Annotated in this window: 16 protein-coding genes; 10 read left to right on the plus strand and 6 right to left on the minus strand. The window is 74.1% G+C overall.

Annotated features, from left to right (window positions below; all coding sequences use genetic code 11):
- Positions 1 to 946, plus strand: a 946-nt coding sequence (locus PV350_RS06950; protein ID WP_500333151.1) for a protein phosphatase 2C domain-containing protein, incomplete at its 5' end; no start/stop codon positions are given.
- Here PV350_RS06950 and PV350_RS06955 read toward each other — a convergent pair.
- Complete coding sequence (locus tag PV350_RS06955) at positions 904 to 4,089, minus strand: alpha-mannosidase (RefSeq protein WP_500333152.1); 3,186 nt, start codon at positions 4,087 to 4,089, stop codon at positions 904 to 906. The genes PV350_RS06950 and PV350_RS06955 overlap by 43 nt on opposite strands.
- A gap of 90 nt (positions 4,090 to 4,179) precedes the next feature.
- Here PV350_RS06955 and PV350_RS06960 point away from each other — a divergent pair, with 90 nt between their 5' ends.
- Positions 4,180 to 5,595, plus strand: coding sequence for a glycoside hydrolase family 47 protein (locus PV350_RS06960; protein WP_500333153.1), 1,416 nt, complete (start codon positions 4,180 to 4,182; stop codon positions 5,593 to 5,595).
- 29 nt (positions 5,596 to 5,624) lie between these two features.
- On the opposite strand, the gene PV350_RS06965 is transcribed toward PV350_RS06960, so the two are convergent.
- Together PV350_RS06965 and PV350_RS06970 are read right to left on the minus strand one after the other, a co-directional pair.
- Complete coding sequence (locus PV350_RS06965; RefSeq protein WP_500333154.1) at positions 5,625 to 6,119, minus strand: OsmC family protein; 495 nt, start codon at positions 6,117 to 6,119, stop codon at positions 5,625 to 5,627.
- A gap of 2 nt (positions 6,120 to 6,121) precedes the next feature.
- Positions 6,122 to 6,775, minus strand: coding sequence for a GntR family transcriptional regulator (locus tag PV350_RS06970; protein WP_499514690.1), 654 nt, complete (start codon positions 6,773 to 6,775; stop codon positions 6,122 to 6,124).
- A gap of 156 nt (positions 6,776 to 6,931) precedes the next feature.
- On the opposite strand from PV350_RS06970, the gene PV350_RS06975 reads away from it, so the two are divergent.
- Entirely contained in the window at positions 6,932 to 7,381 is a 450-nt protein-coding gene (locus PV350_RS06975) for an ATP-binding protein (RefSeq protein ID WP_500333155.1), read from the plus strand.
- A 100-nt stretch (positions 7,382 to 7,481) separates the two neighbouring features.
- Here PV350_RS06975 and PV350_RS06980 read toward each other — a convergent pair whose 3' ends face one another.
- Positions 7,482 to 8,519 carry a DUF2637 domain-containing protein gene (locus PV350_RS06980; protein WP_499514692.1) on the minus strand — a complete coding sequence of 346 codons (1,038 nt, stop codon included), beginning with the start codon at positions 8,517 to 8,519 and terminating at the stop codon, positions 7,482 to 7,484.
- A 386-nt stretch (positions 8,520 to 8,905) separates the two neighbouring features.
- On the opposite strand from PV350_RS06980, the gene PV350_RS06985 reads away from it, so the two are divergent.
- On the plus strand, positions 8,906 to 9,718 hold the full coding sequence (locus PV350_RS06985) for a GntR family transcriptional regulator (protein ID WP_500333156.1): 813 nt from the start codon (positions 8,906 to 8,908) through the stop codon (positions 9,716 to 9,718).
- A gap of 3 nt (positions 9,719 to 9,721) precedes the next feature.
- Here the strand turns inward: PV350_RS06985 and PV350_RS06990 are convergent, their stop codons facing one another.
- On the minus strand, positions 9,722 to 10,489 hold the full coding sequence (locus tag PV350_RS06990; RefSeq protein WP_499514694.1) for a hypothetical protein: 768 nt from the start codon (positions 10,487 to 10,489) through the stop codon (positions 9,722 to 9,724).
- A 249-nt stretch (positions 10,490 to 10,738) separates the two neighbouring features.
- On the opposite strand from PV350_RS06990, the gene PV350_RS06995 reads away from it, so the two are divergent.
- The gene (locus PV350_RS06995; RefSeq protein ID WP_500333157.1) at positions 10,739 to 11,089 is read left to right on the plus strand and encodes a peptidoglycan-binding domain-containing protein; all 351 of its coding nucleotides are present in this window, start codon (positions 10,739 to 10,741) and stop codon (positions 11,087 to 11,089) included.
- Positions 11,090 to 11,245: 156 nt separating this feature from the next.
- Here PV350_RS06995 and PV350_RS07000 read toward each other — a convergent pair whose 3' ends face one another.
- On the minus strand, positions 11,246 to 12,892 hold the full coding sequence (locus PV350_RS07000; RefSeq protein WP_499514696.1) for a PucR family transcriptional regulator: 1,647 nt from the start codon (positions 12,890 to 12,892) through the stop codon (positions 11,246 to 11,248).
- Positions 12,893 to 13,157: 265 nt separating this feature from the next.
- Here PV350_RS07000 and PV350_RS07005 point away from each other — a divergent pair, with 265 nt between their 5' ends.
- From PV350_RS07005 to PV350_RS07025, 5 genes are all read left to right on the plus strand, one after another.
- On the plus strand, positions 13,158 to 14,045 hold the full coding sequence (locus PV350_RS07005; RefSeq protein WP_499514697.1) for an FAD binding domain-containing protein: 888 nt from the start codon (positions 13,158 to 13,160) through the stop codon (positions 14,043 to 14,045).
- Entirely contained in the window at positions 14,036 to 14,596 is a 561-nt protein-coding gene (locus PV350_RS07010; RefSeq protein ID WP_499514698.1) for a (2Fe-2S)-binding protein, read from the plus strand. Before PV350_RS07005 ends, PV350_RS07010 begins: the two co-directional genes overlap by 10 nt.
- Before the next feature lie 4 nt (positions 14,597 to 14,600).
- Complete coding sequence (locus tag PV350_RS07015) at positions 14,601 to 16,982, plus strand: xanthine dehydrogenase family protein molybdopterin-binding subunit (protein ID WP_500333158.1); 2,382 nt, start codon at positions 14,601 to 14,603, stop codon at positions 16,980 to 16,982.
- A gap of 143 nt (positions 16,983 to 17,125) precedes the next feature.
- Complete coding sequence (locus PV350_RS07020) at positions 17,126 to 18,589, plus strand: NCS2 family permease (protein WP_500333159.1); 1,464 nt, start codon at positions 17,126 to 17,128, stop codon at positions 18,587 to 18,589.
- Between the two features lie 14 nt (positions 18,590 to 18,603).
- A complete protein-coding gene (locus tag PV350_RS07025) occupies positions 18,604 to 19,731 on the plus strand; it encodes an XdhC family protein (protein WP_500333160.1) in 1,128 nt (375 codons plus the stop codon).
- Positions 19,732 to 20,269: the final 538 nt, after the last annotated feature.

The raw sequence follows: 20,269 nt of genomic DNA on the forward strand, positions 1-20,269 counted from the left end.
CGCGCGGTCCGCGGCGCCCCCGGCACCTCCCGCCCCGGCCGTCGGGTCCGCACCGGCCGGCCTGCCGGAGCCCGCCCTCGCCGAGGTGCCGTACGTCGGCGACGGCCCGCCCACGTACGACCCCGAGCCGACCGCCTGGCCTGCCGCCGACCCGGACGACCTCGACGACCTCGTCCCGGACACGGAGCTCGACGGCGCCCGGTACGGCCTGCTGACGATCCGCACGGCCTCGGTGCGCGGCGACTCCGCCCGCTACCGGGGCGAGCCGCGCCGCGACGCGGTCCTGACCGCCCGCTTCGGCAGCGGCGACGACGCCCTGCTGCTGATCGCCGCCGCCAGCGGCCCGCGCACCTCGGACACCGCCCACCGCGCGGCCCGTGACGCCTGCACCTGGATGGCGGCCGCGGTGGGCCGCAGCCAGGTCCGGCTCAGCGAGGACATCCGCGCCTCCCGCCGTGGCTCCCTCAAGTCCGGCCTGCACCGGCTCACCGACCGCTGCTACGGACGGCTGCGTGCCCGCGGCGAGGACCTGGGCCTGGACCCGGCCGAGTACAGCGCCACCCTGCGCTGCCTGCTGCTGCCCGCCGACCCCGACTGCCGCATCCGCCTCTTCTTCGGCGTCGGGGACGGCGGGCTCTACCGCATCCGCGGCGGGGAGTGGCAGGACCTCGACCCCTGGCGGCCCGACGAACGCGCCGAGACCGAGGACAGCCCGGCCGTACGCTTCCGCTTCCGCGCCTCCGTGGCCCGTTCCGGTGACACCCTGCTGCTGTGCAGTGGCGGACTGGCCGGGCCGCTGCGCGGCGAGCCCGCCCTCGTCGCCCGCCTGACACAGCGGTGGGGTGCCGCCGAGCCCCCCGGCCTGCCGGCCTTCCTCGGCGACACCCAGACCCGGGTCAAGGGCTACGCGGACGACCGTACGGCGGTCGCCGTCTGGGACGCCTGACGCGGCCCCGGGGTGAGCCGCAGCGTCAGGATCTGGAACGGGCGGAGCGCGACGGCGACCGCGTCGCCCTCGCGTTCGGCGTCCTCCAGCGGCCGCTCCAGCAGGTCGGTGACCCGGGCGCGGGCGAGCGGGAAGCCCGTGGTGAGCGCGCCCGAGGCGCGGTCGCCCCGCGACTCGTACAGGCGCACCACCACGTCGCCGGACCGGTCGTCGGCGAGCTTGACCGACTCCACGGTGATGCCGGGGTGACCGACCCGCAGCAGCGGCTGCAGAGGCGGCAGTGAATCCGCGCACCGCAGCGGCAGGTTGAGCGCGAGCCCCGCCGCGACCGCGTCGCCCACCGCCGCTCCCGGCAGCAGGGCGTAGACGAAGCGGTGCGTGCCCTGGTCGGTGTGCGGATCAGGGCTGTGCGGGGCGCGCAGCAGGGTGAGCCGCACGGTGGTGTCGGTGCCGGAACGGCTCGCGTCGTGGCCGTAGGTGGAGTCGTTGAGCACCGCCACCCCGTAACCGGGCTCGCCGACGTGCAGCCAGCGGTGGGCGCAGATCTCGAACCGGGCCGCGTCCCAGCCGGTGTTGGCGTGGGTGGGGCGGTGCACGTGCCCGAACTGGATCTCGGCGGTGGAGCGCTCGGCGAGCACGTCGAGCGGGAAGGACGCCTTCAGCACCTTCTCCGACTCGTGCCAGTCGGCCTCCGTGAGCACGTCCAGCCGGCGGCTGCCGGCGGTCAGCCGCAGCTCCTGGACGACCCGGCTGCCCACGCCGAAGGCCCGTACGACCCGGACGGCGGCCCGCAGCGGGCCCTCCTCGACGAGTTCGACGGACTCCGCCGACGTCAGGTCGGCGTGCTTGCGCCGGTAGTGGCGGTCGATGTCCCAGGCGTCCCACTTGGTGGGGTGGTCGGGGTGCAGCTGCAGCAGGTTCCCGCGCGCCCCCGGCGCCAGCACCTCCCGGCCGGCGGTCAGGTCGCGGACGGAGGCCAGCAGCCCGTCCGCGTCGACGGCGACCCGCAGCAGGCCGTTGCCGAGCACGATCAGCCCGCCCTCCCGCACCGCGCGCACCGGGTCCGCGGCAGCGGCGCCCGCGCGGTCCAGGGCGGCCGCCGTGCCCAGCGCCGGGACGCTCGCGGCCACCACCGCCCGGCCGTCCGCCAGCGGCTGTGCGCGGCTGCCCTCCGGCAGGGCGGCCGCCGCCGCGGCGTCCAGCTCGACGACCTCCTCCCGCGCGTACGGCGAGGCGTTGAGCAGGGCGGGGGAGCCCTGGGAGCCGTCGCCGCCCAGCGCCCGCACCGCCCCCGCGATCAGGCCCTCCAGCTCCTCGCGCACCGCCGCGTAGGTGTCGCGCGCCTCTCGGTGCACCCAGGCGATGGAGCTGCCCGGCAGGATGTCGTGGAACTGGTGGAGCAGCACCGTCTTCCAGATCCGGTCCAGCTCCTCGTACGGGTAGGCGTACGAGGACAGGGCGCCCAGCGCTGCCGCCGTGCACCACAACTCGGCCTCCCGCAGCAGGTGTTCGCTGCGCCGGTTGCCCTGCTTGGTCTTGGCCTGCGTGGTGTACGTCGCGCGGTGCAGCTCCAGGTAGAGCTCCCCGGACCACACCGGGGCCCGGTCGCCGTACTCGGCCTCGGCCGCCGTGAAGAAGGCGGCGGGCTTCTCGATCTCGACCCGGGGCGCTCCCTCCAGGGAACGCAGCCGGCGCGCCTTCTCCAGCATCTCCCGGGTGGGACCGCCGCCGCCGTCGCCCCAGCCGAACGGCACCAGGGAGCGGGTGGCGCGCCCCTTCTCGGCGAAGTTGCGCACCGCGTGCGCCAGTTCGCGGCCCGAGAGCTGCGAGTTGTAGGTGTCGACGGGCGGGAAGTGGGTGAACACGCGCGTGCCGTCGATGCCCTCCCACCAGAAGGTGTGGTGCGGCATCTTGTTGGACTGGTTCCAGGACAGCTTCTGGGTGAGGAACCAGCGGACCCCCGCGAGCTTCGCGAGCTGCGGGAAGGCGGCGGTGTAGCCGAAGGTGTCCGGCAGCCAGATCTCCTCGGTCTCCATGCCCAGTTCGTCCAGGAAGAAGCGCTTGCCGTGCACGAGCTGCCGGGCCAGCGCCTCGCCGCCGGGCATGTTGGCGTCGGACTCGACCCACATGGAGCCGACGGGCACCCAGTTGCCGTTCCTGACGGCCTGCTGGATGCGCTGCCACACCACCGGCTGGTGCTCCTTCACCCAGGCGTACTGCTGGGCCTGCGAGCAGGAGAAGACCAGCTCGGGGTAGTCGCGGGCGAGCGCGGTGACGTTGGCGAAGGTGCGGGAGGCCTTGCGGACGGTCTCCCGCAGCGGCCACAGCCACGCCGAGTCGATGTGGGCGTGGCCGGTCGCCGAGACGCGGTGCGCGCTGGCGTGCGCGGGCCGCGACAGTGCCCCGGCCAGTTCGCGCCGGGCGTCCGCGGCGGTGCCGTGCACGTCGTGCAGGTCGAGCGCGTCCAGGGCGTCCTCCAGCGAGCGCAGGATCTCGTGGCGGCGCGGATCGTGGAAGTCCAGCTCGTGCATCAGTGCCTCGAGGACCTCGACGTCCAGCACGAGGTGCCAGACGTCCTCGTCCAGGACGGCCAGTTCGGCGGTGTCGAAGCGGTAGAGCGGCTCGGACCCCGCGGTCAGCACGTCGCCGAGCGGGGTCGGACGCCAGTCACGGAGCACGGCGGGGTTGGCCGCGGCCTCCAGCAGCAGGCTCACCCGTTCGCCCCCGGCGGCCGGAGCGGCCACCGGGACATGGCGGTTGAGCGGGTGGACGCCCTTGATCGGCGCCCCCTCGGCGTCGTACACCATCCCCTCGGCCACGAAGCCCGGGCCGTCGTTCCCGAACCCCGGGTCGATCACGGCCTCGACCCGGCGGCCCGCCCAGGCCGCCGGCACCGTGCCCTCCAGCCGGAACCAGCTGGTCGACCACGGCGGCCCCCAGGGCGTGCCCACGGAGAACGGTTCGAACGCTCCGTCCGACGAGGCCTTCAGCGCCTCACCGACCGGCACGGGCCCCCCTTTCCCGTCCTCCACATGCCACACCGACATGCCCAGCGGCACCCGGTCGGCGTAGCGGGCGGGCCGGACGAACTGGTTCATGGCCCTGGTCAGACGGCCCTCGACCAGCAGACGGTCGTCGTGCATCTCAGCTCCTCGGGTCGGCTCACCGGATGGATTCCCCGTCAATGCGGTGGTGTCCCGTAACGCCCGGAAGGCGGACGGGGTTTTCGGGGCATGAGAAAAATCGCGCGTCCCGGCGGGCTCTCCCGGCGCAGATTGCTCGGTGCCGCCGCACGGCTCGCCCCCATCGCCGCCGTCCCCTCCGTGTCCCTGCCCGGGACGGCGGCGGCCGCCACCGACCCGTACGCGGCGCTCGCCCGCGCGTCCGTGACCGAGTTCCGCAGCGCCTGGGACGCCTACCGCAGACTCGCCTGGGGACGCGACGAGTTGCGGCCGCTCGCCGGAGCAGGCTCGGACTTCTTCATCCCGGGCAGCACCCTCGGCCTGACGATCGTCGAGGCGCTGGACACCCTCTACCTGATGGAGCTGGACGAGGAGCTGGACGCCGGCGTCCGGTGGGTGCGCGACGACCTCGTGCTCGGCCAGGACGCCCCCGTGCAGGTCTTCGAGACGATCATCCGCCTGGTGGGCGGACTGCTCTCGGGGCACCTGGCCACCAAGGAACCGGTCCTGCTCGACCGTGCCCGCGAACTGGCGGACCGGTTGCTGCCCGCCTTCACCCGGTCGCCCACCGGGGCCCCCTACCGCTACGTGAACCTGGTCACCGGCGCGGTCTCCGGCAAGGAGAACTACCTCGCCGAGATCGGCACCTGCATCACCGAGTTCGGCGAGCTGTCCCGGCTCACCGGCGACCGGAAGTACTACGACGCCGCGAAGAAGGCCCTGCGCGCCGTCTACGACCGCCGCTCACGGCTGAACCTGCTCGGCACCGGCATGAACGTCGAGACCGGCGCGTGGACGGGCACCACCGCCACCCTCGACCCGCCCGTCGACTCCTTCTACGAGTACCTCTGGGACGGCTGGGAGCTGTACCGCGACGAGGAACTGCGCACCTGGTACACCACCCTCACCGCGGCTGTCCTCGAGCACCTGACCGAGCGCCGCTCGGGACGGCTCTGGTTCCGCCAGGCCGACATGCGCACGGGCGCCGGCACCGGTCACGCGCAGTCCGAACTGACCGCCTTCTACGCCGGACTGCTCGCCCAGAGCGGCCGCGTCGCCGAGGGCGAGGCCTACCACGACAGCTGGGCCGCCACCCTGCGCTCCTTCCGCCTGCCGCCCGAGAGCCTGGACTACCACGGCATGAGTGCCCTGGACGCCTCCTACCCGCTGCGTCCGGAGTACGTGGACTCCTGCCTCTTCCTGTGGCTCGCCACCGGCAAGGAGCTCTACCGGCAGCGGGCCGCCGAGATGTTCCGGCGGCAGAGGCGGTACTGCAAGGTGGCCAACGGGTACACCGTGGTACGTGACGTGACCGCCCGCCCCATGAAGCTGGGCGACCTGACCCCGGCCTACTGGTTCAGCGAGAACGCCAAGTACTACTACCTGCTGTTCGCCCGGGCGCGCCGCTTCGACTACCGCTCCCACTACCTCACCACCGAGGGCAACGTCCTGCGCGGACTGCGCTGACCCGGGCGCCGGACGGTCACGGCGGGCGGTCAGCCGCCCGCCGCGACCGCCACCTCCGCCTCGTGGTCCACGGGGAAGGCCACGGAGTTGGCGATGAAGCACAGCCGGTGGGCGTCCGCGTGGAGTGTGACGGCGGCGTCCACCATGGCGGCGGAGGCCACTTCCACCCGGGGCCGCAGCAGGGCCCGCGTGAAGTGGCCGCCGCCGTCGGCGGTCTCCTCCATCGTGCCCTGCGCCCGGTCGGTGTAGGAGGTGACCACCACTCCGGCGACGGTGCACACGTGCAGGTACGACAGCATGTGGCACTGCGACAGCGCGGCCAGCAGCAGCTGTTCGGGGTTCCAGCGCGCCGGGTCGCCGCGGAAGGCGGGGTCGGAGCTGCCGGGTATCGGCGGTACGGGCAGACCGGGAGCGGTGATCTCGTGCTCCCGGCCGTACCCGCGGTACGTGCCGGTGCCCGTGCCCCGGTTCCCCGTCCAGACGACCTCGGTGGTGTACGTGTGGCGCTTGCTGATGTCGGGCACGGCTAACGTTCCTCCTCCGCCCCGTCCCGCTCGTAGGCGGCACAGGTGTCCATGACGTGCTCACGGGCGGCCGCGTGGGCCTCCCCGGCGTGGCCGGCGGCGATCGCGGCGAGCAGCCGGCGGTGCTGCGCGGCGACCTGACCGGGGCGCAGAGGTGCGGCCAGCGACCGCCGTGTGGAGACCTGGATCTGGTCCCACAGCCGCTCCAGCGACCCGGCGGCCACCGGGTTCGCCGACAGGGTGGCGATCCGGGCGTGGAAGCGCCGGTTGTGCCGGACGGCCTCGACCAGCCGGCCCGCGGCCGTGGCCTCCTCCGCGTCCGCCGCGAGCCGCTCCAGCGCGGTCAGTTCGGCGGGCGCTATCTCCCCGCGCCGCTGCCGCTCCGCGGCCAGCTCCGCCGTCAGGCCCTCCAGCACGCCCCGCACCTGGTACGCGTGACGCAGCGCCTCCGGCCCCATGTCGACCACGCTCACCCCGCGCCCCGCCGAGCGCACCAGCCCGTCGGCGACCAGCGCCCGGAACGCCTCCCGCACCGGCGTACGGCTCATGGCCAGTACCGCCGCGGCCTCGAGCTCGGTCAGGCGCTGGCCGGGCGCGTACACCCCGTCCAGGATCAGTTCCCGCAGCCGCGTGCGCGCGGCGTCCGTCTGCTGCACCCCACTACTGTATCCACTGTATGCATTGCATGCAATGCATACAGTGGATACAGTAGCGCTCCGTCCTCGGTCCATGACTGGACGTGGTCGCAGTGGGGCATGCATTGCGCGTAGATGTTCGAACCCGAAAGGGCGTCAGCGGCCGGAGCGGAGCCGATGGAACGTCAGCCTGTCCAGCCGGGCGGCAGGGAGGCCGGGGGGCCCGCCGAGGCACGCCGGCTGCACCGGCCTGTCCAGCACGCCGACCTGCCGGCCGTCGCCGACGTCCGCAGGCTGCTGCGCGAGGCGTTACGGAGCTGGGGCGTGCCCGACCTCGCCGACACCGCCGAACTCCTCACCACCGAACTCGTCACGAACGCCCTCCGCCACACCGACCGCGGCGCCGTCCTCACCGTGACGCTGCTGCCCGGGGGCGACCACCGCCTGCGCGTCGAGGTCCGTGACTTCACGACCCGTCACCCGCGGCTGCGCGCCCCCTCCGACCGTCGCACCTCCGGCCGCGGACTGCTGCTCGTCCAGTCGCTCGCCGACGCCTGGGGGGTGCGCCCCGACGGGGACGGCACCGGGAAGATCGTCTGGTTCGAACTCGACGCCGGGGCCTGCTGACCCGCAGCCGGCCGCGCCGCCGCCCCCGGACGCGCCGCTGCCCCGGCCGGAGGTCCGGGCCGGGGCAGCGAATGTGACGAGACGTCACAGAAGTGCGGGATCAGCCGTACTGGCGCTCCAGGTCGGCGAGCTTGCGCTCCAGCGAGTCCAGCTTGGGGAGCGCCATGGTGTCGTCCTCGGCGGTGAGGTCGATCGTCGCACGGGCGACCTCCTCACGGACGGGCGAGAGGGCGGGCCGGGAGAGCGAGGGCAGTTCGGCCTTCTCCGGTCCTATGGCAGGCTCCGCGCCGGCCTGGGCACCCGCCGCGGCCGAGGAGGGCAGTTCGTACTTGCTGCCGCCGCGGTTCCAGATCCGGTGCTGCCGGTTGATCGCCTTGATGCGGGCGCGCTCCAGACGCTCGTGCTCGCGGCGGCGCAGGCCCTCCTGCTCCTTGCGGGCGCGGTCCTCGCGGACCTCCTCGACGGCCTCGTCCAGCGTGCGGACGTTCTCGAGCAGCATCAGCGACCAGGCGCCGTACGTCTCGCGGGGCGCGCGCAGCCAGCGGACCATGCGGATCTGCGGCAGCGGCCGCGGGATCAGCCCCTGCTCGCGCAGGGCGGCCCGGCGGGTCTGCTTGAGGGCGCGGTCGAAGAGCACGGCCGCGGAGAGCGACATGCCCGCGAAGAACTCCGGGGCGCCGGCGTGGCCGCCGCCGCGGGGCGCGTGCACCCAGTTGAACCAGGCCGCCGCGCCCGCGAACAGCCACACCAGCAGGCGCGAGCCCAGCGCCGCGTCACCGTGGCTCGCCTCCCGTACGGCGAGCACCGAGCAGAACATGGCCGCGCCGTCGAGCCCGAAGGGCACCAGGTACTCCCAGCCTCCGGAGAGGCCGAGGTTCTGCTGGCCGAAGCCGACCAGGCCGTGGAAGGACAGCGCCGCTGCGACCGAGGCGCACCCGAAGAGCAGGACGTAGGAGGCCGTGCCGTACAGGGCCTCCTTCTTGCGGCGCCGCTCCTCCGAGCGCTCCCAGGAATCGGCCTGACCCGTCTCCTCCTTGCGGGCCTTGCGGTTGCGCAGGAACACCGCCGCGGCGGCGAGGACCGCCAGACCCACGGCGCACGGGAGCGCCCAGTCCAGCGTTGTGTCCGTAAGTCTCATCGAGCGATTCCTTGCGTCGCAGTACCGTCGCGCTCGGGCCGCGAGACGGCGTCCGCGCGCCATCCTGGCGAACGCCTCGGGCGCGCGATGCGGTTTCAGGGCAAGAGAACGCCAACGGAGGGGTGGCGTGGGACGAGATCGTCAGAATACTCGAACTGGGGAGCGGGTTTGGTTCAGTTGATCGAGTTGAAACCTGTGACCTGACGGGTGATCGGATGACATGGGCGATAGATCCACATGAGATGTGGCAAGCCTCGGACGATCTTGCCGGGGGAGAGCCGTCGCCCGGGGGGCTCGAAGCCGGTCGCGGAGCGTGTTGCAATAGATGGCGGCGCACGTTCCCCACGGGAGTGCGCCAGCGCACACGACTGTCCTAAGGAGCCCCTGTGGAGTACGCCCCCCGCGCCGCGCGGCGCCCCGCGGCGCCCGCCGCGGCGGCGCCCGGGCTGCCGCCCGGCCACGACGAACGTGTCCGGGGTGCCCACCCGCACGCCGAGCCCGGCACCGAGGCCGTCCCGGACCGTGCCGAAGGGCTCCCCCGGCCGCGCCGGCTGCCCGAGCGGCACACCGTGCGGGACCAGGTCCTGCGTGCCCTGCGCGGCGCCCTGCTCACCGGCGAGCTGCGCCCGGGGGCCGTGTACTCCGCGCCCGCGCTCGCCGAGCGCTTCGGGGTCTCCGCCACCCCGGTGCGCGAGGCGATGCAGCTGCTGGCCCGCGAGGGCGCGGTGGAGGCCATGCCGAACAAGGGCTTCCGGGTCGCCGAGCGCAGCAGCCGGGACCTCGCCGACCTCGCCGAGGTGCGCGCGCTCCTGGAGGTCCCCGTCGTGCTGCGGCTGGCCCGCACGCTGCCCGCGTCCCGCTGGGAGCAGCTGCGCCCGCTCGCCGAGGCCACGGTGGCCGCCGCGGCCCTGGGCGACCGCGCCGCCTACGCCGAGGCGGACCGCGCCTTCCACCGCGCCCTGCTGGAGCTCTCCGGCAATCGGCAGCTCGTCGCTGTCGCCGACGAGCTGCACCGCAGGTCGCAGTGGCCGGTCACCGATGACCACGGCCACGCCCGCCCCGGGGCCGCCCCGGTGCGCGGCATCAGCGCCCGCTTGATCGCCGACGCCACGCAGCACGCGGCGCTGCTGGAGGCGCTGGTCTCCGGTGACCTCGCCACCGTCGAGTCACTGGTGCGCGACCACTTCTCCGGGGCGTGACGCTCAGCCGGCGTCCACCTCCAGCTCCCCGGCCAGCCACACGGGCACCCCGCCCAGCATCCGGAACAGCCGCGCCGCCTCGGCGCGCAGCCGCCGCGCCTCGGGGTCCGGCTCGACCCCGGCCAGCGCGGTCAGCGCCGGCGCGACCCCGACGGCGTGGCCGAGCTCCACACGGATCCGCAGCGACTCGGTGAAGCCGTGGCGCGCTTCGGCGAGGTCGCCGTCGCGGGCCGCCAGCCCGGCCAGGTGCCGCCAGGTGTAGGACGTCAGCAGCACGTCGTCGTGGGCCACCGCCCCCGCGTGCGCCCGGCGGTACGCGGCCTTCGCCGCGTCCGGGTCGTCGCCCAGGTTCTCCGCGATCAGGCCGCGCCGGAAGTCCAGCAGCGGCCGCCCCGCAGCACCGGGTGCCAGCAGCGCGGCGCTGCGCATCAAGGCGGCGCGCGCCTCGTCGGCCCGGTCGCGGATCCCGAAGAGCGTCGCAACGTACGCGAGGTTGCCGCGTTCGCAGGCGGCCTCGCCGCGCTCGTCGTCCGTACGGGCCAGGGCCTCCGCCGAGCGCAGGGCGTCCTCGGCCTCCGCCCAGCCGTCCAGGGTGAACATGCAGCGCTCGATCAGCAGCGCCGCCCGCTGTGTCGCCGCCGCAGGCAACCGCTCCGCGTGGGGCGCCAGCAACTGTGCGGCCTCCGCCCAGCACCCGCGGCCCCGCAGCCGCGACACGTCGGGCGGCGCACCACCGCCCGGCACCGTCGGTCCCACCTCTGCGTCCGACATGGCGGTGTCCGCCACTTGCCCTCCCCGAAGCGCGTCATCGAGCCGGTTGGGCCGAAGTCCAGCACGACACCGGGTGCCACGCCAAGAGGGCGGACGGCGTGTGATCGATTTCCTGCCTCCCGGTTGGCCGGTCCCGATCGCAACCGTGGCGCAACCACGGCGCATCCGTACCGCATCCGGCGGGGCGGACGCTGTTCACCGGCCCTCGAAGGGGGCCGCGTATCCGGCAGGTTGTGGAGGGGACGGATCATGCGCATGAACCGTGCCCGCATCGGCGCCGTGTGTGCCGGCGTCGCCGCGCTGTGCCTGGGAGGGCTGGTGGCACCGACCGCGGCGCACGCGGACTACTACTACGACGTGTGCAACTACGTGGACGACTGGCACCGCCCGGTGTTCAAGCAGGTGCAGTGTCTGATCAACAAGGGCAGCGACTACCCGTACCTGTTGTCGGAGGACGGCGAGTTCGGCGCGAAGACCGACGCGGCGGTCCGCTGGGTGCAGGACTGCAACGACACGACCGGAGGTGTGGACGGCGAGGCCGGGCGCTACACCTGGCTCGATCTCCACATCCCGAGCCCCCGGTGCGAGATCGAGAGGTGACCCCGGCACCACTGCGCACGGCCTTCACCGCACCGCAGGCCCTGGGGGCCACGGGGCCCCCGGGCGGCCGCCCAGGGCGAAGGAGATCGCGGCATCCAGTCCAGCGCGCCGCGGCCCACCCGGCGTGCCGGCCTGCGCCGACCGGGCGTCCCGCCGTCAGCTCATCCGCAGGGCCAGGAAGAAGTCGAGCTTGTCCTCCAGACGCGACAGGTCGCGCCCCGTCAGTTGCTCGATCCTGCCGATGCGGTAGCGCAGAGTGTTGACGTGCAGATGCAGCCGGTTCGCACAGCGCGTCCAGGAGCCGTCGCACTCGAGGAAGGCCTCGAGCGTGGGGATGAGCTCCGCGCGGTGCCGCCGGTCGTAGGCGCGCAGCGGGTCGAGGAGCCGGGCGGTGAAGGCACGGCGGACGTCGTCGGGGACGAAGGGCAGCAGCAGGACGTGCGAGGCCAGTTCCTCGTGGCCGGCGACGCAGACCCGGCCCGGGCGGGCCGCGGCGACGCGGCGGGCGTGGCGGGCCTCCTCCAGGGCGCCGCGCAGCCCGTCGGCGGAGTGGACGGTGGCGCTGACGCCGATGGTGAGCCGTCCGTCGCCGTCCAGGCCCCGGGTGAGGGGCCCGCGCAGGACGGAGAGCAGCCCCTGGGCGGACAGTTCGGGGGCGGCGCCGTCGGACTCGAGCGACGACAGGGGGACCAGGGCCATCGCCTCCTCGCCCGTGTGGGCGACGGCGATGCGGTCGGCCGGATCGGGGCCCACCGCGCCCGGGTCGACCAGGGCCTCCTCCAGCAGGGCCTGGGCGACCGGACCGGCGGCCGGCCCGCCACCCGCCCAGTCGACGCGGGCGACGACGACCTGCCAGTGCGGCGCGGTGCCGAGCCCCGGCACCAGTACGGGCGCGGCCACGCGCAGCCGCGCGGCGATCTCGCCCGGCGGCGCGCCGGTCTGCACCAGGTCCATCACCTCTGCGGCGAGGCGGCGGCGCACGGTGCGCGAGGCGTCCCGCCGGTCGCGCTCGACGGCGATGAGCTGGGTGACGCCGTCCAGCAGGTCCAGGCGTTCGGCCGGCCAGTCGCCCGTGTCGGCGTCGACCGCCAGGAACCAGTCCGAGAGCAGGGTGCCGCGGACGTCGTCGGCCGGGTCGCCGCTGCGGATGGGGAAGAGCGAGTAGTGGCGGCCCGCGGTGTAGGCGCGGTGGGGCGAGGGGCGGTCCGTCCGGGCGGCGGCCAGGTGTTCGCCGGCGAGTTCGGCCCGTACGCCGGCGGGCAGCGGGTGGTCGGAGCCGGCGATCCGGCGGCCGGTCGTGGACAGCACCCAGGCGCGCAGGTCGAGGTCGCTGCCGAGCAGGTCCAGGACGGCGTCGGGCCCGCCGCCCTCGGGCCCGGAGGTCATCAGCCGGCGGTGCCGTTCCACCACGGCGGCCAGGTCCCCGGCCCGCTCGGTGGACACCTGGCGCACCACGTGCTCGGTGATGGAGGCGAAGGCGACGTCCTCGTCGACCGCGAACAGCGGCAGCCGGTGCCGGGCGCAGGCCAGCACCAGGTCGTCCGGGACCGAGCCCAGCTCGGCCTCGCCGGCCGCGAGACCGGCGACACCGGCCGCGGCGAGGATCCGCACGAAGCGCTCGGAGTCGTCCGGCGCGCGGCGCCACGCCAGGCCGGTCAGCACCAGCTCGCCGCCGGAGAGGTAGCGGCTGGGGTCCTTCAGGTCGGTGGTCATCACGCCACGGACCGTGCGGTCCAGCTCCTCCTCGCCGCCGAGCAGCCGCAGGCCGAGGGCATCGGTGTCCAGCAGTGCGCGCAGCCGCATCGTCGTCGCCTTGTCTCGAACGCTTCCGTCTCTGAGGCGGTACCAGGGTGGCGCCCACTCGATCGCACCGGTGTTGCCGTGTCGATGCCGACAGGTTTCAGGTCCGCGTCTTTCGGAGGAATCTACAAGACCAGCTTACCGACCAGCGAAGTGCTTCATGCGTTCGGTGACTGCACCCGGCACGGTGCCCGGACGTGTACTGGGTCACACAGCGTGAACAGGACATGAAAAGCCATCCCGTCCCCCGAGGAAGAAGAGAGCGCTCATGGACTTCCTGCGTCCCGCGACCTGGGAGGAGGCCCTCGCCGCCAAGGCGGAGCATCCCACGGCCGTACCCATCGCGGGTGGCACCGACGTGATGGTCGAGATCAACTTCGACCACCGCCGTCCCGATGTCCTGCTGGACCTGAACCGCGTCCGCGACCTGTACGAGTGGGAGGTGGGGGAGGAGACCGTACGGCTGGGCGCCGCGGTCCCCTACACCCGCGTCATCGAGGCCCTGGGCAGGGAACTGCCCGGCCTCGCGCTCGCCGCCCGCACCGTGGGCTCGCCGCAGATCCGCAACCGCGGCAGCGTCGGCGGCAACCTCGGCGCGGCATCGCCTGCCGGGGACTCGCACCCTCCGCTGCTCGCCGCCGGCGCCGAGGTGGAGGCGGTGTCCGTACGCGGCACCCGGCTCATCCCGGTCGAGGAGTTCTACACCGGGGTGAAGCGCAACGCCCTCGCCCCGGACGAGCTGATCCGCGCCGTGCACATCGCCAAGGCCGACGGCCCCCAGCAGTTCTCCAAGGTCGGCACCCGCAACGCCATGGTCATCGCGGTCTGCGCCTTCGGCCTGGCACTGCACCCGGCCACCCGTACGGTGCGCACGGGCATCGGCTCGGCCGCGCCCACCCCGGTCCGCGCCACCACCGCCGAGGAGTTCCTCACCGCGGCGCTGGAGGAGGAGGGCCTGTGGGACAGCGCGGGGACCGTCCCGCCGTCCGTGGCCCGCCAGTTCGCGGAGCTGGTCGCCGCCTGCGCCAGCCCCATCGACGACGTGCGCGGCAGCGCCGCCTACCGCCGCCACGCACTGCAGGTCATGGCCCGCCGCACCCTCGGCTGGACCTGGGACGAGTACCGCGGCAACGAGAGGAGCGCCCGATGCGCGTGACCTTCACCGTCAACGGACGGCGCCAGGAAGCCGACGACGTGTGGGAGGGCGAGAGCCTGCTGTACGTCCTGCGTGAGCGCATGGGCCTGCCCGGCTCCAAGAACGCCTGCGAGCAGGGCGAATGCGGCTCCTGCACGGTCCGGCTGGACGGAGTGCCGGTGTGCGCGTGCCTGGTCGCCGCCGGCCAGGTGCAGGGCCGCGAGGTCGTGACCGTCGAGGGCCTGGCGGACTTCGCCAAGGAGCGCGACACGGGCGAGGCGGGCCCCGGCACCGACCCGGGCGCCGCACAGCAGTGGCAGGCGCGTCCCGCCGGCCCGGCCACGCAGCTGTCGCCGGTCCAGCAGGCCTTCATCGACGCCGGCGCCGTCCAGTGCGGCTTCTGCACCCCGGGGCTGCTGGTCGCCGCCGACGAACTGCTGGAGCGCAACGCCCAGCCCACCGACGGCGACATCCGCGAGGCGCTCTCGGGCAACCTGTGCCGCTGCACCGGCTACGAGAAGATCCTCGACGCGGTCCGCCTCGCGGCCGCCCGCACGGGGACGGAGGCCTGACGCCATGGGCGTGACCCGTACCCCCACCCCCACCACCCAGGGCAGTGAGACCCGCGGCGGCGTCGGCGAGTCCACCCTGCGCCCCGACGGCGTCCTCAAGACCACCGGGGAGTTCGCCTACGCCTCCGACCTGTGGCACGAGGACATGCTCTGGGGCCACACGCTGCGCAGCCCGCACGCGCACGCCGAGATCGTCTCCCTCGACGTCTCGCAGGCGCTGGCGCAGCCCGGTGTGCACGCCGTGCTCACTTACGACGACCTGCCGACCGACGTGCGGCACTACGGGCTGGAGATCCAGGACACCCCCGTCCTCGCCCACGGCCGGGTCCGCCACCACGGCGAACCGGTCGCGCTGGTCGCCGCCGACCACCCCGAGACCGCCCGGCGCGCCGCCGCCAAGATCAGGGTCGAGTACCGGCAGCTGCCCGTCGTCGTCGACGAGGCGACCGCCACCGCCCCGGACGCGCCGCTGCTCCACGAGGGCCGCACCGACCACCACAGCGGCCACGTCCCGCACCCCAACATCGTGCACCGCCAGCCGATCGTCCGCGGCGACGCCGACGCGGCCGCCCGGCGCGCCGACGTGGTCGTCACCGGCGACTACGAGGTCGGCATGCAGGACCAGGCCTTCCTCGGCCCCGAGTCGGGCCTCGCCGTCCCCGCCGAGGACGGCGGCGTCGACCTCTACATCGCCACCCAGTGGCTGCACGCCGACCTCCGCCAGATCGCCCCCGTCCTGGGCCTGCCCGAGGAGAAGGTCCGCATGACGCTCTCCGGCGTCGGCGGCGCCTTCGGCGGCCGCGAGGACCTGTCGATGCAGATCCACGCCTGCCTGCTGGCGCTGCGCACCGGCAGGCCCGTCAAGATGGTCTACAACCGCTTCGAGTCCTTCTTCGGGCACGTGCACCGGCACCCGGCGAAGCTGCACTACGAGCACGGCGCCACCCGCGACGGGAAGATCACCCACATGCGGTGCCGCATCGTGCTGGACGGCGGCGCCTACGCCTCCTCCTCCCCGGCCGTCGTCGGCAACGCCTCCTCCCTCAGCGCCGGCCCGTACGTCATCGACGACGTCGACATCGAGGCGCTCGCGCTCTACACCAACAACCCGCCCTGCGGCGCCATGCGCGGCTTCGGGGCGGTGCAGGCCTGCTTCGCCTACGAGGCGCAGATGGACAAGCTCGCCGCCGCGCTCGACATGGACCCGGTGGAGTTCCGGCGGCTCAACGCCATGTCCCAGGGCAGCACGCTGCCCACCGGGCAGGTCGTCGACTCCCCGGCGCCCGTCGCCGAACTGCTGCGCCGCGTCAAGGCGATGCCGATGCCGCCCGAGCGGGAGTGGGAGAGCGCCGGCGGCGCCGTGGACGTCCGCGCGCTGCCCGGCGGGCTGTCCAACACCACCCACGGTGAGGGCGTCGTCCGCGGTGTCGGCTATGCCGTGGGCATCAAGAACGTCGGCTTCTCCGAGGGCTTCGACGACTACTCCACCGCCCGCGTCCGCCTGGAGGTGATCGCCGGCGAGCCGGTGGCCACCGTGCACACCGCGATGGCCGAGGTCGGCCAGGGCGGCGTCACCGTCCACGCCCAGATCGCCCGCACCGAACTCGGCGTCACCCAGGTCACCATCAACCCCGCCGACACCCAGGTCGGTTCGGCCGGCTCCACCTCCGCCTCCCGGCAGACGTACGTCACCGGCGGCGCGGTGAAGCACACCTGCGAGGCGGTGCGCGAACGCGTCCTGGAGATGGGCCGTGCCAAGCTCGGCACCCACCACCCCGCCTGGGCCACCGCCGAACTCCTGCTGGAGGGCGGCAAGGTCGTCACCGACGGCGGGGAGGTGCTGGCGGAGCTCGCCGAGGTGCTGGGCGACGAGGCGATCGACGTCGAACGCGAGTGGCGGCACCGCCCCACCGAACCCTTCGACCTGCGCACCGGCCAGGGCCGCGGGCACGTCCAGTACTCCTTCGCCGCGCACCGCGCCGTCGTGGAGGTGGACACCGAACTCGGCCTGGTCAAGGTCGCCGAACTCGCCTGCGCCCAGGACGTCGGCAAGGCGCTCAACCCGCTGTCGGTCGTCGGCCAGATCCAGGGCGGCACGACCCAGGGCCTGGGCCTGGCCGTCATGGAGGAGATCCTCGTCTCCGACAAGGCCACGGTGCGCAACCCGTCCTTCACCGACTACCTGATCCCCACCATCCTCGACACGCCGCCCATCCCGGTCGACGTCCTCGAACTCGCCGACGACCACGCCCCGTACGGGCTGCGCGGCGCCGGCGAGGCCCCGACCCTGTCCTCCACCCCGGCCGTCGTCGCCGCCATCCGCGCGGCGACCGGTCTCGCCCTGGCCCGCGTACCGGTACGGCCGGAGCACCTGACCGGTACGTGAGACAGCTCCGTCCGGCGCCGTCCGGCGCCGGGCGGTCACCGCACCACTCTCGGGCCGTCCCCCGGGTCGTGCTGCGGACCATCCCAAATCCCGCGCGGCGCAGGCCGTCCGGGTGTCCCTGTGAACCTTGGGAGTGGCACCGCATGACCCAGTCGACCCCGTCAGCCCTGCACGCAACCGCCCCGGACGGCCACGGCGCGCAGCCGCGCCCGCCGGCCGGACGCGGCCGGCTCGACCGGTACTTCCACATATCCGCCCGCGGCTCGACCGTCGCCCGCGAGCTCCGCGGAGGTCTGACGACCTTCATGGCGATGGCGTACATCCTGCTGCTCAACCCGCTGCTGCTGTCCGGGCCCGACGTGGACGGGCACCGGCTCGGCCAGACCGGGCTGATCACGGCGACCGCGCTGGCCGCAGCCGTCTCCACCCTCCTCATGGGCCTCGTCGGCAAGGTGCCGCTCGCCCTCGCCGCGGGGCTGTCCGTCTCCGGGGTGCTCGCCACGCAGGTCGCCCCGCACATGACCTGGCCCCAGGCGATGGGGATGTGCGTGCTGTACGGCGTGGTGATCGTGGCTCTGGTGGTCTCCGGTCTGCGGGAGGTCATCATGAACGCGATCCCGCTGCCGCTCAAGCACGGGATCACCATCGGCATCGGCCTGTTCATCGCCCTCATCGGGCTGGTCAACGCCGGGTTCGTGGGCCGGGGCGAGGGCAGCCCGCTCACCCTGGGCGCCGGCGGGCAGCTGGCCGGCTGGCCGGTGCTGGTCTTCTGCGTCACCCTGCTGCTGATCTTCATGCTCCAGGCGCGCGGGACCCCCGGTGCCATCCTCATCGGCATCGTCACCGGCACCGTCCTCGCCGTGGCCGTCCACACGGCCGGCGGCACCGACGCGAAGGTGTGGGGACTGACCGTCCCCGAACTGCCCGGCCACGTGGTCTCCGCGCCCGACTTCGGGCTGTTCGGGCAGGTCGAGTTCGGCGGGTGGCAGCACATCGGGGCCCTGAGCGTCGGCATGATCGTCTTCACGCTGGTGCTGGCCGGCTTCTTCGACGCGATGGCCACCATCATCGGCGTCGGCACGGAGGCGAAGCTCGCCGACGACCAGGGACGCATGCCGGGGCTCGGCAGGGCCCTGTTCATCGACGGCGCGGGCGGCGCGATCGGCGGTTTCGCCGGGGCCTCCGGTCAGACCGTCTTCATCGAGTCCGCGACCGGCGTCGGCGAGGGCGCCCGTACGGGCCTGTCCTCCGTGGTCACCGGCGTGCTCTTCGCCGCCGGGCTGTTCTTCACCCCGCTGGCGCAGATCGTCCCCGGCCAGGTCGCCGCGGCGGCCCTGGTGGTGATCGGCGCCATGATGATGGGCAACGCCCGGCACGTGGACTGGGGCGACCGCTCGGTGGCCGTGCCCGTCTTCCTCACCGTGGCCCTGATGCCCTTCACCTACTCCATCACCGCCGGGGTCGGCGCCGGAGTCATCGCGTACACCGCGATCAAGTCGGCCCAGGGCAGGTTCCGTGAGCCCGGGGTCTTCATGTGGGCGCTCACGGCCGTCTTCGTCGTCTACTTCGCCCTGCACCCCCTCGAGGGCTGGCTCGGCGTCAGCTAGAAGGAGTCCCCGCCATGCTGGACATCGCCGACGAGCTCGACCGCTGGTCCGCCCAGGGCAGGCCGTTCGCCGTCGCGACCGTCGTCACGGTCGGCGGCAGCGCCCCCCGGCAGCCCGGCGCCGCGCTCGCCGTCGACACCGAGGGCACCGCGGTCGGCAGCGTGTCCGGCGGGTGCGTGGAAGGCGCCGTCTACGAGCTCTGCCAGGAGGTGCTGGAGACCGGCGAGCCGGTCCTCCAGCGCTTCGGGTACTCCGACGACGACGCCTTCGCCGTGGGGCTGACCTGCGGCGGCGTCATCGACATCTTCGTCCAGCGGATCGTGCCCGGGGCGCAGCCGCAGCTCGCCGCGGCACTGGCCGCCGCCTCCCGCGGGGAGGCGGCGGCCGTGGCCAGGGTCGTGGCGGGCCCCGCCGGCCTACCCGGCCGCACCCTCCTGGTGCGCCCCGGCGGATCGTACGAGGGCACCCTCGGCGACCCGGAACTGGACCGCACCGCCGCGGCCGAGGCCCACGCCCTGCTGGACGCGGGCCGCACCGCCACCGTCGGCATCGGCGCGGACGGCAGCCGCTGCGGCGAGCCGCTCACCCTGCTCGTCGAGGCCGGCACCCCGCCGCCGCGCCTGCTGGTGTTCGGGGCGATCGACTTCGCCGCCGCCCTGGTGCGGGTCGGCACGTTCCTCGGCTACCGGGTGACGGTCTGCGACGCGCGCCCGGTCTTCGCGACCGCCCGGCGCTTCCCGGAGGCCGACGAGGTCGTCGTCGAGTGGCCGCACCGCTATCTGGAGCGCACCCCGGTCGACGGCCGCACCGTCGTCTGCGTCCTCACCCACGACGCCAAGTTCGACGTACCGCTGCTGGAGCGGGCCCTGCGCATGCCCGTCGCCTACGTCGGCGCGATGGGCTCGCGGCGCACCCACGAGCAGCGCCTGGCCCGGCTGCGCGAGGCGGGCCTCGGCGCGTCCGAACTGGCCCGGCTGCACAGCCCGATCGGGCTCGACCTCGGCGCCCGCACGCCCGAGGAGACCGCGCTGTCCATCGCCGCGGAGATCGTGGCCCACCGCCACGGGGGGACGGGGCGTCCCCTTCGGGGCCTGGACGCCCCGATCCACGGTGCGCGCCCTGCGGGGCTGTGCGGGGTATGAGGGTGCGGGTGCGTTGTGGTTGCTGTTGGGGGTTTCCCCGCCGCCCTCCCGATTGCCCGGCGCGGTCAGTGACCGCCTCGCGCGGTCGTTGCGGGGTCGGTGCCGCGCCGGGGTACGCCCCCAGCCTTCGGCCGGGGGGACCCCCACCTCGGCGCTCGCGGCGCTGCCTCACGTCATTCGGCGCCGCGTGCTCCGCTCGTCGCCTGTGGGGGCACCCCGCCACACCCCCTTCGGTCATATGGGCGGCTGATGGCCGGAGGGGGTGAGAAGGCGGTCCGGGGTTGCCGCAAGTGCCCTACTGACCCCCCACCGGCCGTCATGCGCCCACACAGCAGGAGGGGGTGTGGCGGGGTGCTCCCCCTGGCCGAAGGCTGGGGGAGACGAGCGGCGGACCCGGGCGCCGAATACTGCAGGGGTAAACCGCGAGCGCTGTGGGGGTCCCCCCGGCCGAAGGCTGGGGGAGTGCGCCGGCGCGGCCCCGACCCCAACCCAACGGAGCGCAGGCCCGCACTGACCGCGCCGGGCAATCGGGAGGGCG

Origin of the sequence: Streptomyces sp. PA03-6a (assembly GCF_033792765.1) — a bacterium.
GTDB lineage: Bacteria > Actinomycetota > Actinomycetes > Streptomycetales > Streptomycetaceae > Actinacidiphila.